The organism is Kribbella caucasensis (genome assembly GCF_004361855.1).
Taxonomy (GTDB): Bacteria; Actinomycetota; Actinomycetes; order Propionibacteriales; family Kribbellaceae; genus Kribbella; species Kribbella caucasensis.
In genome coordinates this window covers 22,770-36,188 of record NZ_SNWQ01000005.1, presented here as the reverse complement: position 1 = coordinate 36,188, position 13,419 = coordinate 22,770, and the positions used below count along the sequence as shown (strand labels likewise).

The window sequence follows — 13,419 nt, the reverse complement described above, 5'->3', positions numbered from 1 at the left end:
ACCTCGGGAAGGACGAAAGCCGCCCACCAGACAGTGGGCGGCTCTCGTCGATCAGTGACTAAACGGCGGGCCGGAGGTCCACATCCGCGGCCCGGACGTACGCCATCCGGTGCCCGAACCAGATCTGGTAGTACTTGTCCGTCCCGAGCACCTGCACGTGATCGGCCGGCGGCTCCCCGGCGAACGTCACAGCCCGGTAGTAGTCCGTCTCGATCGATGCGTCACCCACCGGGTACGCCTGCCCCGCCCCGATCGAGTACTGCAGCGGAGTCACCGTCTGGTAGGGAATCCCGGCCGGGTAAGCGGCCTGCTCGGGATACGCCCGCCCGTACACCGGTACCGACGTCTTCCCCGCCTTCGGCTTCACCACCAGCCCCGGCTTGGCGAACGCGTCCGGCGCCGACGCCGGGCTCTTGAACCACGCGAGCGCCCCGAGGTACCAGACCGCCACCCAGTCCCCCGACCGCTGCGCCACCACGTACTGCGAACCGGCGGCCGCGCGAGCCCCGATGTCCGACACCACGGTGGTCGAGTCCGACCCGTCCGGCCGCAGCCCGATGTCCTTCACCAGCGGGGCCGCGTCGTCCGCCGCCTGCCGGAGATAGACGAAGTTCGTGCCCTGCGGGGTGCAGGTCGTCCCGGCGCCCGTGCAGTTGGTGAGGACCTGCTGGTTACCCGCGAACCCGGGCTTGATGGTCACGATCGAGCCGACCTTCACCGGGAACACGGTCTTCCCCCAGATTGGCGCGCCGAGCAGGTCGAAGTAGTGCTCCCAGTCCCAGTACGGTCCCGGGTCCCAGTGCATGCCCCGGACGTTCGCCGGGATCGTGCCCGGTACCTGGTCGTGCCCGATGATGTGGGCGCGGTCCAGCGGGATGTTGTTCTTGGCCGCCAGGTACCGGACCAGCTTGGCGGAGTTGCGGTACATCGCCTCCGTGTACCAGGTCGCACCCTGAGCGGCGACACCTTCGTGCTCGATGCCGATGCTGTGCATGTTCACGTACCAGTTGCCGGCGTGCCAGGCGACGTCGTTGGCCTTGACGTGCTGCCAGGTGTAGCCGTCGGACGACCGCATCGTGTACTGCCAGCTCACGTAGGTCGGGTCCTGGACCAGGTTGAGCGTGCCCTGCCAGCCACCCTCGGTGTCGTGAATGATGATGTAGTCGATCTTGCCGGTCTTCGGCCGGTCCGCGAGGTCGTGGTTGCCGTAGTCGCCGGCGCCCAGGTCCTGGTACGGCGCTGGCAACCACTCACAGGCCAGCGACTTCGGGCACTCGACGTCCGACGTCCCACCGGAAGCCCCAGCAGGCAAGGCCAACCGGGACAGTTGTGCCTTCGCCGGAGCCACCTTCTCCGCCGGCATGGCGACTTCCTGCCCGGTGTTCGTCGTACGGGCCGCGCCGCGGGCGAGGGTCGCGTAAACGTCGTCGGCGAACTCCGAGGCGGTGACGCGGGTGGACGCACCGGAGTACTTGGCGACCGCGGCGTACCAGTCGGCCGCAGAGGTGTCGGAACCGACCGGCAGCCCGAGCGACTTCTGGTACGACGCGAGCAGGGCCGCGCCACCGGCCACGTTGGCCGTCGGGTCGGTGCGCAAAGCAACCGGGTCGAGGCCGGTCAGGTCGGATGCCGTGTACAACGTGCGCTGCGAATCGGCCTTCGCGACCTTCTTGCCGTCGGAGCGCTCGACCGTGGTGCTCGGGTCGACCGCGGTGAGGTGCATCGGGCCGTAACCGCCCGACGTGCTCGACTTGCCCTGGTGGTCGTCCCACCGCGTTTCGGCGTACGACAGCGCGAGCAGCACGGACTCCGGTACGCCGTACTGTTGCGATGCGGCCTGAAACGCGGAGGCCAGCCCGGGCGAAGGCATGGAGGCGACGGCCGTCGGCTGACTGCCGGACGACACGCCGTTCACCGCGATCGGCAGCGCTACCACTGCCAATGCGGCGAGAATCTTCGGACGACGACGCATGTTCGATCTCCCTGATCTGGGGTGCCGGTCACAAAGCCTGGCAGCCTCGTTCACAATGAGTCGCGGCAGGGTCGATGTCAACGGTTAACCAAAAGTCGGGCCATCGAGTTCGATAATGACGGTGACAGTCGTCCGACGGGGCACAGCAGAGGGTTACGGAGCGGGAGTATGGAAGCGTTGCCGTTGGCGTTCACGACGGGCTGGGCGAGCGGTATCAACGCGTACGCGTGCGTGCTGGTCCTCGGTCTGCTCGGCCGTTTCGCCGATGTCGACGACGTCCCGACCGCATTGACCTCCAACGGCGTGCTGATCGCGGCCGGCGCCATGTTCCTGTTCGAGTTCGTCGCCGACAAGATCCCGTACGTCGACTCGGCCTGGGACACCATCTCCACGCTGATCCGGCCGACCGTCGGGGCCATCATCGCCGCCTTGATGTCCGGCCAGGCGAGCAACCTGGAGCAAGCGTTCATCGCCACCACCGGCGGACTCGTCGCGTTGCTCTCGCATCTGGTCAAGTCGAGCCTGCGGCTGGCGATCAACACCTCCCCCGAACCGGTCACCAACGTCGCAGCCTCATCCGGTGAGGACGTGGCCGTGCTCAGCGTCGTCTCGCTCGCCGCGTTCCACCCGACCGTGGCGCTGATCATCGCGGGCATCCTGCTGCTCATTGGCATCGTCGCGGTCTTCTTCGCCTTCCGCGCGATCAAACGCGGGTACGCCCGGTTCAAAGCCTGGCGAGAGAAACGCGGCGACCCTGCGACAGGGACCGTTTCGCCTGACCGGGGTGGCGGGACGGGGAAGGAAAGGTAATGGCGCGCGCGATCGTTATCGGAGCCGGGCTCGCCGGTCTCGCCAGCGCCGTCCGGCTGGCCAAGCTCGGCCACGAGGTCACCTTGTGCGAGACCGAGGACCGGCTCGGCGGCGCACTCGGCCGGGTCGAGGCCGACGGCTTCAGCTGGGACGCGGGCGCAGCCAGTACGACGCTGCCGGCCGCCCTGCGCGACCTGTTCCGAAAGTCCGGCCGGCCGATCGAGAGCCTGGTCCAACTCGAACCGATCAGCGAACCTCGCCGGCACCTGTTCGCCGACGGCTCGATCCTGGACCTCCCGGTCGGTGATCGCGCCGCCCAACTCCAGGCGTGGACCGACCTGGCCGGCGAGCAGACCGCGAATCGCTGGACCGCCCTGGTCGACGGCTACGGCGAGACCTGGCAGATCCTGCGCAAGACCTCGCTCGAACCGCCGCTGATCGACAAGCTGCCACTCAACGCGATCCGTGGCCTGAAGCCCTGGCAATCCCTCGAGCGCGTCGCCGAGCGCAACCTGGACGACGACCGAGCGCGCGCAGTACTGAAGTACTACGCCACGCAGCATGGGTCCGAGGCGCGCCTCACGCCTGGGTATGTCGGGGTCTGGTCGTATCTCGAGCGGACCTTCGGCCGATGGACGATCGCGGGTGGATTCGGGGCGCTGGCCGACGCGTTGGCGCAGCGGGCGACCGAGCGGAAGATCGACGTACGGACCGGAGCCGAAGTGGTGTCGGTGAGCACGTCCGGCGGCACGGTCACCGGCGTGCGGCTGGCCGACGGGACCGAACTGCCGGCCGAGATCGTGGTCAGCGATCTCGATCCACGCCGGCTGTACGCCCAGCTCGTCAACGATCCGGCGGCCAAGAAGATCCGCAAGAGGGTGGAGCAGACCCATCAGGCGCAGGCGGCGTACGTCGTCCACTTGGGGCTGCGTGACCCCGTGCCGACGCTGCCGTTCGAGACCGTTCTGCACGGTAGTCCGACGGTGACGATCCGCACTGGCGGTCAGGCGCCGGCCGGGCATCAGGCCTGGTCCGTCCTCGTCCACGGCTACCCGACGGACGACGTACTCGATCTGCTGGTCGCCCGTGGTCTGCATGTCCGCGACAAGGTCGTCTCCCGGCAGACCTCCGCGTCCTGGTGGGCCGGCGTCGCCTGGGAGGGGTACCGCACCGCGCGCCGCCGGGCAGGCAACATCTCCCCCGTCAAAGGCCTGTACTGCGTGGGCGCGGGCGCCCATCCCGGCTCGGGTGTCCCGGCGACGACCCTTGGTGCCGCGATCGTCGCCGAAGCGGTCGGAAAAGCCTGATCCGGACCGGCAGTACGGACCGGCCTGGGGTCGGCGAGGAAGGCACACTAAGATTGATCGTTCCTGTGTTCCGTGTCGGGGCAGTAGGCCCGGCAGTAGAGAGGACCCCGGTGGATCAATCCCCCACTTCGCCCCATTCCGGGAAAGTCGAACAGCCGGAGAGCGTCGTCGTCGAGCAGGCTGAGCTGGAGGCCGAGCAGCAACACGTGGACCGGGTTTACGGCCGGGTCGCGGAGGCCGCCCGATCCGCCTCCCGGATCGCGGTCGAGGGACATCAGCGAGCCCAGGCGCAGAACGTCGGCCGGGTCCGCGAGGAGGAGCAGACCGGTCTGTACGAGCGCGACGTGCTGGTGTTCGCCGCGGCCCGCCGGATCGCCGAGCTGGACGCCGAGCACGAGGGCCTGGTGTTCGGCCGGCTCGATTCCGACCACGGCGAAGACAAACCGGCGGTCGAGCGCGCCGAGGATCTGGAGAGCCTGTACGTCGGCCGGATCGGGGTGCGCGACGCGGAGTACGAGCCGCTGGTGATCGACTGGCGCGCGCCGGCGGCGGAGCCCTTCTACCGGGCGACGGCGGCGGACCGGCTGGCCGTCGTACGCCGCCGCGTGCTGCGGAACAAGGGTGCGCGGGTCGTCGGGATCGAGGACGACTTGCTCGCACCGGAGCGTGCGCCCGAGGATCTCCCGGTGATGGGTGAGGGCGCGTTGATGGCGTCGCTGTCGCGGGCGCGTGGTCACACGATGCGGGACATCGTCGCGACGATCCAGGCCGAGCAGGACCTGGCGATCCGCGCTCCTGCTCGCGGCGTCACGATCATCGGTGGCGGTCCGGGGACGGGCAAGACCGTGGTCGCGCTGCACCGGGCGGCGTACCTGCTCTACAGCGACCGCCGCCGGTTCGAGCGGGGCGGGGTGCTGGTGGTCGGTCCGTCGGCCGCGTTCATGGCGTACATCGAGCGGGTGCTGCCGAGCCTCGGCGAGAACACCGTGTCGCTGCGAGCCGTCGGCGAACTGGTCGACGGGGTTCGCGCGACCGCTGTCGACGAGGCGGACGCTGCCGCGATCAAGGGGTCGCTGCGGATGCGTGGAGTGCTGTCTCGCGCTGCCCGGGACCGGGTTCCCGCTGCGCCGACCTCGTTGCGCGTGTTCGTCGGCGGGGCAACGATCGAGCTCGATGCGAACCAGCTGGACAACGTCCGGCGGAACGCGTTGCGGCGGACGCCGCGGAACCGCGCTGCCTCGGAGGCCCGGAAGGGACTGGTCGCCGCCCTGTGGAGCCGGTTCCCCGACGACCTGCGGAACGGGGTGTACGCCGATCGGGAGTCGTTCGGGGACATCGTCGTTGACCTCCCGGCGTACCGGTCGTTCTTCGCCTCCTGGTGGCCCACGCTCTCGCCGCAGACCGTACTGCGCTGGCTCGGCGACCCGCGTCGGCTGACCCGATGGGCCCGGAACGAGCTGGGCCCGGCCGAGGTGGACGCGCTGGCCGCGGCGGTTCGCAGTACGGACCAGTTCACCATCGCCGACGTGGCGTTGCTCGACGAACTGAGCCATCTGCTCGGCCGGCCACCGGTGGCCGAGCCTGGCAAGGACGAGGAGTTCGACTGGCTCGAAGGGCTGTCGGACGGGGTCAACGAGGTGCTCACCACGTCCGAGCGGCGGGCCCGGGCGGCCGCGGCGGCGGATGCGGACGAGCCGGAGGAATACGCGCACGTGCTGGTCGACGAGGCGCAGGACCTCTCCCCCATGCAGTGGCGGATGGTCACCCGGCGCGGTCCGCAGGCCAGCTGGACGATCGTCGGCGACCCGGCCCAGAGCTCGTGGCCGGACCCGGACGAAGCGCGGCAGGCGATGGAGTCGATGCTGTCCCACCTGCAGCGGCACGCGTTCCGGCTGTCGACCAACTACCGGAACTCGGCCGAGATCTACGCCTTCGCGGGTGAGGTGATCCGGCGCCAGATCCCCGATGCGGACCTGCCGAACGCGGTTCGCAGTACCGGGGTCGAGCCGGAGCACCGCGTGTTCGACGCCGCCAAGGTCGCCGAGGCTGCAGCCGACGCCGCGGGCGAACTCCTCCAACTGGTGGAAGGCACGGTCGGGGTGATCGTGCCGCCCGGGCTGCGACCCGCGGTCGACGCGACCCTTGCCGAGCTCAACAATCCCCGAGTGGTCGCGCTCACGCCGCTGGAGTCGAAGGGCCTCGAGTACGACGCCGTCGTGGTGGTCGAACCCGACCGCATCGTCAGCGACACCCTCGGCGGCGTACGCGCGTTGTACGTCGTCCTCACCCGCGCCACCCAACGCATGATCACCGTCAACAGCACGACCCAGTGGCTGCCCTAGCCGCGGGGGATGACATAAGAGACCAGATCGCAGTCGTCGGGGGCTAAGGCGGACCAGCGGGTGGTGTGGTGGAGGACGGTCAGGCCGCTGGTCGGGTACTTCTTGGTGAGCTCGACGCGTTCGGGGCTGGTGCCGTCGAGGGCCAGTTCGTCGGCGAGCCAGGGGACGCCCGGTCCGTGGCCGACCAGGATCACCGTGCGCGCTTCGGCCGGGGCTTCGCGGATCACGTCGAGCAGCCCGTCGGTGTCGGAGCTGTAGATGCGGCGGTCGTACCAGATGTCCGCGGCGACCGCACCGGCCTCGGCGGCGTACTGCCAGGTCTCCCGGGTCCGGGTCGACGGCGAGCACAGGACCAGGTCGGCTTCGATGCCCTGGGCAACGAGGTAGCGGCCGGCCGCCGCCGCGTCGGCGCGACCACGGTCGGCGAGCGGGCGATCCAGGTCGGGCATCGTCTCGGGCGGCACCGCCTTGGAGTGCCGGAGCAGAACCAGGGTGTGGTCGATCAGCAGATCGGATGGGTCGGCCATCAGGTCACGATAGCGGTCCGGCTCAGACGGTTGTGCCCTGCAGGTTGAGGTAGACCTGACGGGTCGCCGTCGAGCGGTTCAGGGTGATGAAGTGGATCCCGGGGGCGCCGCCGGAGAGCAGCTTCTCGCACAGTTCGCTGGCGATCTCGATCCCGACCTCGCGGACCGCCTTCGGGTCCTCCTCGACCGCGTGCAGCCGATCGGTGACCGCGGTCGGCAGCGCCATCCCGGTCAGCTCGGCCATCCGCTTGATCTGCTTGATGTTCGTCACCGGCATGATGCCCGGCAGGATCGGGATGTCACACCCGTACGCCGCCGCGCGGTCGACCAGGGAGAAGTAGTCGTCGGCCCCGAAGAACATCTGGGTGATCGCGTAGTCCGCACCGGCCTCCGCCTTCTCGGCGAGCACGCGTGCGTCGGCGTCCAGATCGGCGGCCTCGGGGTGCTTGTCCGGGAACGCGGCGACGCCCACGCAGAAGTCGCCGAGTGAACGAATCAGCTCGACCAGCTCGATCGCGTGGTTCATCCCCTCCGGGTGCGCGACCCAGGGCTGCGACGGACCACCCGGCGGGTCACCGCGCAGCGCGAGCATGTTCCGCACCCCGGAGCCGGCGTACGCGCCGATCACCGAACGAAGCTCGTCGCGAGAGTGCGCGACACAGGTCAGGTGGCCGAGCGGGGTGAGCGAGGTGTCCTGCGCGACCCGCTCGGTGACGCGGATCGTGCCGTCCCGGGTCGTCCCGCCCGCGCCGTACGTGATCGAGACGAACGTCGGCCGGAGCTGCTCGATCTCGCGGATCGACCGCCAGAGCACCTCTTCGGCCTCAGGTGTCTTCGGCGGGAAGAACTCGAAGGAGAAGGACCGGTTGCCCGCGGCCAGGAGCTCACGGATCGTCGGCGTGCTGCCGGGGCGCGTCGAGGGAAGACCGGTGACCATCCCCCAAGGCTACCGGGGCATGGGCGCAACCGGACCGACCGACTACCCTCCGAGACGTGCATGCCGACGTAGACATCCCGACCGAGGTCCAGCGCGCCCTGACCGGTTTCCTGGACATCCAGCAGGAACGGCTGGCGGAGATCGGCCCCGAGCTGGCCGAGCAGGTACAGGCCGCGCGGGACGCGACCAGTGGCGGCAAACGGCTGCGGCCTTCCTTCTGCTACTGGGGTTTCCGGGCCGCGGGCGGCGATCCGGCCCGGCCGATCCTGAAGGCCGCGGCCAGCCTGGAGATGCTGCACGTCAGCGCGCTGGTGCACGACGACGTGATGGACTCGTCCGACGTACGCCGGGGCGCGCCGGCCGCGCACAAGCGGTTCGAGGCACTGCAGCGGGCCCGGTCGGAGGCGAGCGGGGTCGGCGGTGATCCGGTCGGCTTCGGGATCGGCGCGGCCATCCTGCTCGGCGACCTCTGCCTGATCTGGGCCGACGAGATGCTGCACACGTCCGGATTCGACGCGGCCGCGCTGGCCCGGGCGTCCAAGTTCTTCGACGCGGTCCGGGTCGAGGTGACCGCAGGTCAGTATCTGGACCTGGTCGCGCAGGCGAGCGGCGAAGCCGACATGGACCGCGCTTTGCGAGTACTGCGGTACAAGTCCGCCACCTACACGGTCGAGCGCCCACTCCACATCGGCGCCGCACTTGGTGGTGCCGGGCAGCACCTGATCGACTCCCTGTCGGCGTACGGCCTGCCGGTCGGTGAGGCGTTCCAGCTGCGCGACGACCTGCTCGGCGTGTTCGGCGATCCGGCCGTCACAGGCAAGCCGGCCGGCGACGACCTGCGCGAAGGAAAGCGCACCGTGCTCGTCGCGTATGCCGTGGAGCACGCCTCGGAGGTCCAGCTGACCGAGTTCGACCGGCTGTTCGGCCGCCCGGACCTCGACGACGACGAGATCCAGTTGCTCCGCGAGATCCTTCAGGACAGCCGCGCCGTCCGGGCCTGCGAAGACCTCATCACCGAGCGCACCGAGGACGCCTTGGAGGCGCTCGACCGCGCTCCCCTCGCCGACGATGCCGCCCACAAGGCTCTCTCCGATCTCGCGATCGCCGCCACTGCCCGCACCCTCTGAGGTTGGATCCGGGGCTGGACTACTCAGGGCTGGACTGCTCGGGGCTGGACTGCTCAGGGCTGGACTACTCAGGGCTGGCCAGCATGGCGATCAGCCGGAGCAGGTCGGCGGTGATGGTGGGGTCGCCGAGGAGGATGAGCTTGAGCACGGCCCGGGTCTCGTCGTAGATGATCTCGACCCGGATGTGGCCGAGGCCGCCCTGGCTCAGGGAGGCGGTGACGTAGGTGGAGATCCGGTCGGCGGCGGCGCGGTCGATCGCGTCGATCTGGACGATGCTCGACACCTCGACCTGCCTGGCCGCCGACTCGGTGCCTCCTGGCGCGCTCGGCAGGCCGGTGAACGCGTCGAGATCCTCGCGGGCGATCCGGTACTGCTTGCCGATCCGGACCGCCTTCAGCCGGCCGTCCCGCACGTAGTTCCGGATCGTGCGCACGTGCAGACCGAGCCGGTCCGCAACCTGCTCGACCGAGTACAGCTCCTGCGGCATCGGCCACCTCTCCTCGCGGGCTCTCAGGCTAACGGTCACCATTATCCGATTCCTTAGAATTCCCTATAGATGACGAGATATGACCATTTACGGTAGTTTAGGGCCTATGAGCTTATTCGTCAGCGATCGGGCGATCGGCAGCGAGCAGGATGCGCTCGATCTGATCGCGGATGCGTACCACCTTCACCAGGCTGAGTGGGTCGTTCTGCAGAGGGACCAACTGCCCGCGGAGTTCTTCACGTTGAGCAGCGGGGTGGCCGGGGCGATCGTGCAGAAGTTCGTGAACTACCGGATGCGGTTGGCCGTGGTCGGCGACGTCTCGGCGCATGAGGCGGCCAGCAAGCCGTTCCGCGACTGGGTGCGGGAGACCAACCGGGGCAAGGACGTCTGGTTCGTGCCGGACCTGGCGTCGTTCGAGGAGCGGCGGCGCTAGTTTGGGGCTCGGCAGGGCTAGATTGCGGCCATGCGGGAAGCGGTGACCCCAGACGCGCCATACCTACCCAAGCCGCGAATCCTGCGGCAGGACTGGCTCAACCTGTCCTTCCTGCATTGGGCCGTCGACCCGCCTAGCGTCGTGCACTTCTTCCCACCGGGGACCGAGCCGGACACCTTCGAGGGCCGCACGTACGTCGGTCTGGTGCCGTTCCAGATGGCCAACACCGGCTTCCCCCACGGCCCGGCCCTGATCGGCACCTTCCTGGAGACGAACGTCCGCCTCTACTCGGTCGACCGCACCGGCCGCCGCGGCGTCGTGTTCCTCAGCCTCGACACCAACCGCCTCGACGTGGTGGCCGCGGCTCGGACGGCCTTCGGTCTCCCCTACCGCTGGGCCCGGATGAGTTACCAACAACACAACGGCTTACACACCTACGAGTCCGTACTGCGCTGGCCTGGGCCGGCCGCCGCGAGCACGGTGACGGTTCGCCCGAGCACCACCCTGATCCCCGGACCACTGGAGCACTTCCTGACCGCCCGCTGGGGATTGCACGTGGCCCGCGCCGGAAGGACGTGGTACCTGCCCAACGACCACCCGACCTGGGTACTACGAACGGCCGAGCTCGTCGACTTCGAGGATCACGGCCTGCTGGCGCCCATCGGATTAGGCGACCGCCCACCCGACCACGTCGCCTTCAGCGCCGGCGTAGCGGCACGGTTCGGGCTGCCGGTTCGGGCGGAAACGCCTAGACGAGCGGTACTGCGGTGACGAGGTCCGGAACGTCGGCGGCCTCGCGGAGGAACACGCGCAGCTGACCAGACTCGTTCGCGTCCTCGGCGAAGATCTGCAAGGCCACGTCGACCGTGTCGTGGTCATGGTCGAGCAGTTCGCGCCAGCCCTCCCACAGGACCAGCTCGGGCTCACCGGTGGACCGGTCGCTGAGCGAGTCGGCCAGGGCGTCCCAGTTGCGGCCGAACCAGCGCGGCAGGTCGAAAGCGGTCGCACACACATCCAGCAGCCCGGCCTTGTCGTGCACGGCCGTGGTGTCCAGCAGCACGAAGCCCCACCCGGCAGCGTCGACACCGCCCCGCACCTGTTCGGCGGGCAGGTCGGACCGCCAGCGATAGACGCCCGGACGCAGCCCTTCGTCCAGCAGCGCGCGCAGTTCAGTCATCCCTTGGTCCCCCCAGCAGGCAAGTCCTCGACCGCGACGATGGTCAGACCACTCGCCGGGTCCTTCCCAGGGCTCTTCTCCTCCGCTGCGCACCCGAACAGCGCGGCGGCGAGAGTGATGACCATCGCCGCGATCACCACGGCCGCGATGATGCGGGCCATCTTCGGGTTGTTGATCACCCGGCACCCCGCAACCGCCGGGCGAACTCACCGGCCGCGGCCGCCGGGTCGTCGGCCGCCGTGATCGCCCGGACGACGACCACCCGGCTCGCACCGGCCTCGAGGACCTGGTCGAGCCGGCCAAGATCGATCCCGCCGATCGCGAACCACGGTTTCGGTTGCGGCCGGCTCGCGGCGTACGAAACGAGCTCGAGACCGGCGGCGGTCCGGCCGGGCTTGGTCGGGGTCTCCCAGGTCGGGCCGACGCAGAAGTAGTCCGAACCCTGTTCGGCGACTGCGGCGTTCACCTGGCTGAAGGTGTGCGTGGACCGGCCGACGATTGGTTCCGGCCCGGTGATGGCCCGGGCGGCGTGCACCGGCAGGTCCCGCTGGCCGAGGTGGAGGACGTCGGCGCCGGCGGCGAAGGCGATGTCGGCGCGGTCGTTCACGGCCAGCAGCTTGCCGTGCCGCTTGCAGGCGTCCGCGAACACCTCCAACGCGGCCAGCTCGTCCGCCGCTTCCATCTCCTTCTGGCGCAACTGCACGATGTCGACACCACCGCTCAGCGCGGCGTCGAGGAACTGCTCCAGGTCACCCTGCTTCTCCCGTGCATCCATGCACAGGTAGAGCCGGGCCGCCTCGAGCCGGTCACGTAGTCCCGCGGTGTGCTCAGTCACAGGTCACAGCTTGCCAGGTGTATACCGTCGTCCTGACCGGGGCGGTGGGGTGGGGAAAGAAATTAGTACTGTTGGGGGCGTGGCTGATGTCGTGGTGGTCGGTGGCGGGCTGATCGGCTTGGCTGTTGCCTGGCGGCTCGCGGCAGACGGTATGCAGGTGACGGTATGTGATCCGACACCCGGCACTCAGACGTCTTCGGTCGCCGCCGGCATGCTCGCCCCGATCACCGAGGTCGAGTTCGGCGAGGACGACCTGCTCGCGTTGAACCTCGCCAGCGTGGCCGCCTGGCCTGCCTTCGCGGAGGAGCTCGAAGCCGTCGCGGGTGTCCCGGCCGGCCTCCATCGGACCGGCACCCTCTCCGTTGCCTACGACACCGACGACGCGGCCGCCCTTCGCAGACTGGCGGACTACCAACGCCGGCTCGGCCTCGACGTCGAAGAACTCACCGGCCGCGAGACCCGCAAACGCGAGCCCCTGTTGGCCGCGGGGATCTCCGCCGGCGTCTGGGTTCCCGGCGATCACTCGGTCGACAACCGCCAGGCCGTGGCCGCTCTCCTCCGCGCCGTCGAGAAGGTCGGCGTGAACCTGGTCCGCGAACACGTTGCCCGCGTGCTCGTCTCCGGTACGACGGCCGTCGGCGTCCAGCTGGACAACGGGGACACCATCACCTCGTCCCAGATAGTCGCCGCGGCCGGCCCTTGGTCGGCGCAGCTCGGCGGGATCCCGGACGAACTCCGGCCGCCGGTCCGACCGGTGAAGGGTGAGATCCTCCGGCTCCGTGTCCCCGAGGCATACCGGCCCGCGCTCACCCACACCGTGCGGGCCACGGCACGGGGATTCGGCGTGTACCTCGTCCCCCGGCCTGGTGGTGAACTGGTGGTCGGCGCAACCACATCGGAGCTCGGCTACGACACGCGGGTGCTGGCCGGTGGGGTGTTCAGCCTGCTGCGGGATGCGCGCACGGTGCTGCCGATCACGGACGAGCTGGAGCTGGTGGAGTCCGTCGCGGGGTTGCGGCCGGCGACTCCGGACAACGCGCCGATCCTGGGACCGTCCGGGATCGACGGGTTGCTCTGGGCGACCGGGCACTACCGCAACGGCGTACTGCTGACTCCCATCACCGCCGATCTCATCGCGGAGTCGATCCGTACCGGCGGAGTACCGAAGCTGATCGAGCCTTTCCTCGCCGACCGGTTCGCCCACCGGGTACCGGACAACGGTGAGCAGACGCCTAAGGTAGCGAGGTGAGTGAGGCCATGAACGTGCTCGTCAACGGCCATGCCGAACAACTCGAAGCCGGAACCACGGTCGCCGACGTCGTCGACCGCTGGGCCCGCAGCCCGATCGGTGTCGCGGTCGCGGTGAACGAAGCGGTGGTGACCCGGGCCGAGTGGACCGGTACCGCGCTGACCGAAGGGGACCGGGTGGAGATTCTCACCGCGGTCCAGGGCGGGTAGGAGGACG

The 13,419-nt window shown here is 69.4% G+C and carries 15 protein-coding genes; 8 read left to right on the top strand and 7 right to left on the bottom strand.

Annotation, left to right across the window (positions count from 1 at the left end; translation table 11 throughout):
* Positions 1 to 58: 58 nt before the first annotated feature.
* Positions 59 to 1,972: an N-acetylmuramoyl-L-alanine amidase gene (locus EV643_RS11970; RefSeq protein ID WP_133800100.1), complete on the bottom strand. Its 1,914-nt coding sequence runs from the start codon at positions 1,970 to 1,972 to the stop codon at positions 59 to 61.
* 168 nt (positions 1,973 to 2,140) lie between these two features.
* Here EV643_RS11970 and EV643_RS11965 point away from each other — a divergent pair, with 168 nt between their 5' ends.
* The 3 genes from EV643_RS11965 (at position 2,141) to EV643_RS11955 (ending at position 6,431) form a co-directional block, all read left to right on the top strand.
* Positions 2,141 to 2,782, top strand: a complete 642-nt coding sequence (locus EV643_RS11965) for a DUF4126 domain-containing protein (RefSeq protein ID WP_133800099.1) — start codon at positions 2,141 to 2,143, stop codon at positions 2,780 to 2,782.
* Positions 2,782 to 4,089, top strand: a complete 1,308-nt coding sequence (locus EV643_RS11960; protein ID WP_133800098.1) for a phytoene desaturase family protein — start codon at positions 2,782 to 2,784, stop codon at positions 4,087 to 4,089. The genes EV643_RS11965 and EV643_RS11960 overlap by 1 nt, the downstream gene beginning before the upstream one ends.
* A gap of 110 nt (positions 4,090 to 4,199) precedes the next feature.
* On the top strand, positions 4,200 to 6,431 hold the full coding sequence (locus EV643_RS11955; RefSeq protein WP_133800097.1) for a HelD family protein: 2,232 nt from the start codon (positions 4,200 to 4,202) through the stop codon (positions 6,429 to 6,431).
* On the opposite strand, the gene EV643_RS11950 is transcribed toward EV643_RS11955, so the two are convergent.
* Both EV643_RS11950 and metF read right to left on the bottom strand, forming a co-directional pair.
* Entirely contained in the window at positions 6,428 to 6,958 is a 531-nt protein-coding gene (locus tag EV643_RS11950) for a SixA phosphatase family protein (RefSeq protein WP_133800096.1), read from the bottom strand. The two genes, EV643_RS11955 and EV643_RS11950, sit on opposite strands and share 4 nt — an antisense overlap.
* A 22-nt stretch (positions 6,959 to 6,980) precedes the next feature.
* On the bottom strand, positions 6,981 to 7,895 hold the full coding sequence (gene metF, locus EV643_RS11945; protein WP_133800095.1) for a methylenetetrahydrofolate reductase [NAD(P)H]: 915 nt from the start codon (positions 7,893 to 7,895) through the stop codon (positions 6,981 to 6,983).
* 56 nt (positions 7,896 to 7,951) lie between these two features.
* On the opposite strand from metF, the gene EV643_RS11940 reads away from it, so the two are divergent.
* Positions 7,952 to 9,022: a polyprenyl synthetase family protein gene (locus EV643_RS11940; protein ID WP_133800094.1), complete on the top strand. Its 1,071-nt coding sequence runs from the start codon at positions 7,952 to 7,954 to the stop codon at positions 9,020 to 9,022.
* A gap of 64 nt (positions 9,023 to 9,086) precedes the next feature.
* Here the strand turns inward: EV643_RS11940 and EV643_RS11935 are convergent, their stop codons facing one another.
* Positions 9,087 to 9,509, bottom strand: a complete 423-nt coding sequence (locus EV643_RS11935) for a helix-turn-helix domain-containing protein (protein WP_133800093.1) — start codon at positions 9,507 to 9,509, stop codon at positions 9,087 to 9,089.
* Between the two features lie 106 nt (positions 9,510 to 9,615).
* On the opposite strand from EV643_RS11935, the gene EV643_RS11930 reads away from it, so the two are divergent.
* Both EV643_RS11930 and EV643_RS11925 read left to right on the top strand, forming a co-directional pair.
* Positions 9,616 to 9,942 (top strand): DUF4180 domain-containing protein, encoded by a 327-nt coding sequence (locus EV643_RS11930; protein ID WP_133800092.1) that lies wholly within the window; start codon positions 9,616 to 9,618, stop codon positions 9,940 to 9,942.
* A gap of 30 nt (positions 9,943 to 9,972) precedes the next feature.
* Positions 9,973 to 10,713, top strand: a complete 741-nt coding sequence (locus EV643_RS11925; protein WP_133800091.1) for a YqjF family protein — start codon at positions 9,973 to 9,975, stop codon at positions 10,711 to 10,713.
* On the opposite strand, the gene EV643_RS11920 is transcribed toward EV643_RS11925, so the two are convergent.
* From EV643_RS11920 to thiE, 3 genes are read right to left on the bottom strand one after another with little or no spacing between them, the layout of a single operon-like run.
* Positions 10,691 to 11,119: a barstar family protein gene (locus tag EV643_RS11920; protein WP_133800090.1), complete on the bottom strand. Its 429-nt coding sequence runs from the start codon at positions 11,117 to 11,119 to the stop codon at positions 10,691 to 10,693. The two genes, EV643_RS11925 and EV643_RS11920, sit on opposite strands and share 23 nt — an antisense overlap.
* Complete coding sequence (locus tag EV643_RS11915; RefSeq protein WP_133800089.1) at positions 11,116 to 11,298, bottom strand: hypothetical protein; 183 nt, start codon at positions 11,296 to 11,298, stop codon at positions 11,116 to 11,118. The genes EV643_RS11920 and EV643_RS11915 overlap by 4 nt, the downstream gene beginning before the upstream one ends.
* Entirely contained in the window at positions 11,295 to 11,954 is a 660-nt protein-coding gene (gene thiE, locus EV643_RS11910; protein ID WP_133800088.1) for a thiamine phosphate synthase, read from the bottom strand. The genes EV643_RS11915 and thiE overlap by 4 nt, the downstream gene beginning before the upstream one ends.
* Before the next feature lie 79 nt (positions 11,955 to 12,033).
* Between thiE and thiO the strand changes: the two genes are divergently transcribed.
* The gene (gene thiO / locus EV643_RS11905; RefSeq protein ID WP_202869523.1) at positions 12,034 to 13,203 is read left to right on the top strand and encodes a glycine oxidase ThiO; all 1,170 of its coding nucleotides are present in this window, start codon (positions 12,034 to 12,036) and stop codon (positions 13,201 to 13,203) included.
* Entirely contained in the window at positions 13,200 to 13,412 is a 213-nt protein-coding gene (thiS, locus tag EV643_RS11900) for a sulfur carrier protein ThiS (protein ID WP_238165526.1), read from the top strand. Before thiO ends, thiS begins: the two co-directional genes overlap by 4 nt.
* Positions 13,413 to 13,419 lie beyond the last annotated feature (7 nt).

Bases quoted from the DNA above. Each gene is read 5' to 3' on its own strand.
- EV643_RS11970 (WP_133800100.1), bottom strand. From the start codon at position 1,972: ATGCGTCGTCGTCCGAAGATTCTCGCCGCATTGGCAGTGGTAGCGCTG.
- EV643_RS11965 (WP_133800099.1), top strand. From the start codon at position 2,141: ATGGAAGCGTTGCCGTTGGCGTTCACGACGGGCTGGGCGAGCGGTATC.
- EV643_RS11960 (WP_133800098.1), top strand. From the start codon at position 2,782: ATGGCGCGCGCGATCGTTATCGGAGCCGGGCTCGCCGGTCTCGCCAGC.
- EV643_RS11950 (WP_133800096.1), bottom strand. From the start codon at position 6,958: ATGGCCGACCCATCCGATCTGCTGATCGACCACACCCTGGTTCTGCTC.
- metF (WP_133800095.1), bottom strand. From the start codon at position 7,895: ATGGTCACCGGTCTTCCCTCGACGCGCCCCGGCAGCACGCCGACGATC.
- EV643_RS11935 (WP_133800093.1), bottom strand. From the start codon at position 9,509: ATGCCGCAGGAGCTGTACTCGGTCGAGCAGGTTGCGGACCGGCTCGGT.
- EV643_RS11930 (WP_133800092.1), top strand. From the start codon at position 9,616: ATGAGCTTATTCGTCAGCGATCGGGCGATCGGCAGCGAGCAGGATGCG.
- EV643_RS11925 (WP_133800091.1), top strand. From the start codon at position 9,973: ATGCGGGAAGCGGTGACCCCAGACGCGCCATACCTACCCAAGCCGCGA.
- EV643_RS11920 (WP_133800090.1), bottom strand. From the start codon at position 11,119: ATGACTGAACTGCGCGCGCTGCTGGACGAAGGGCTGCGTCCGGGCGTC.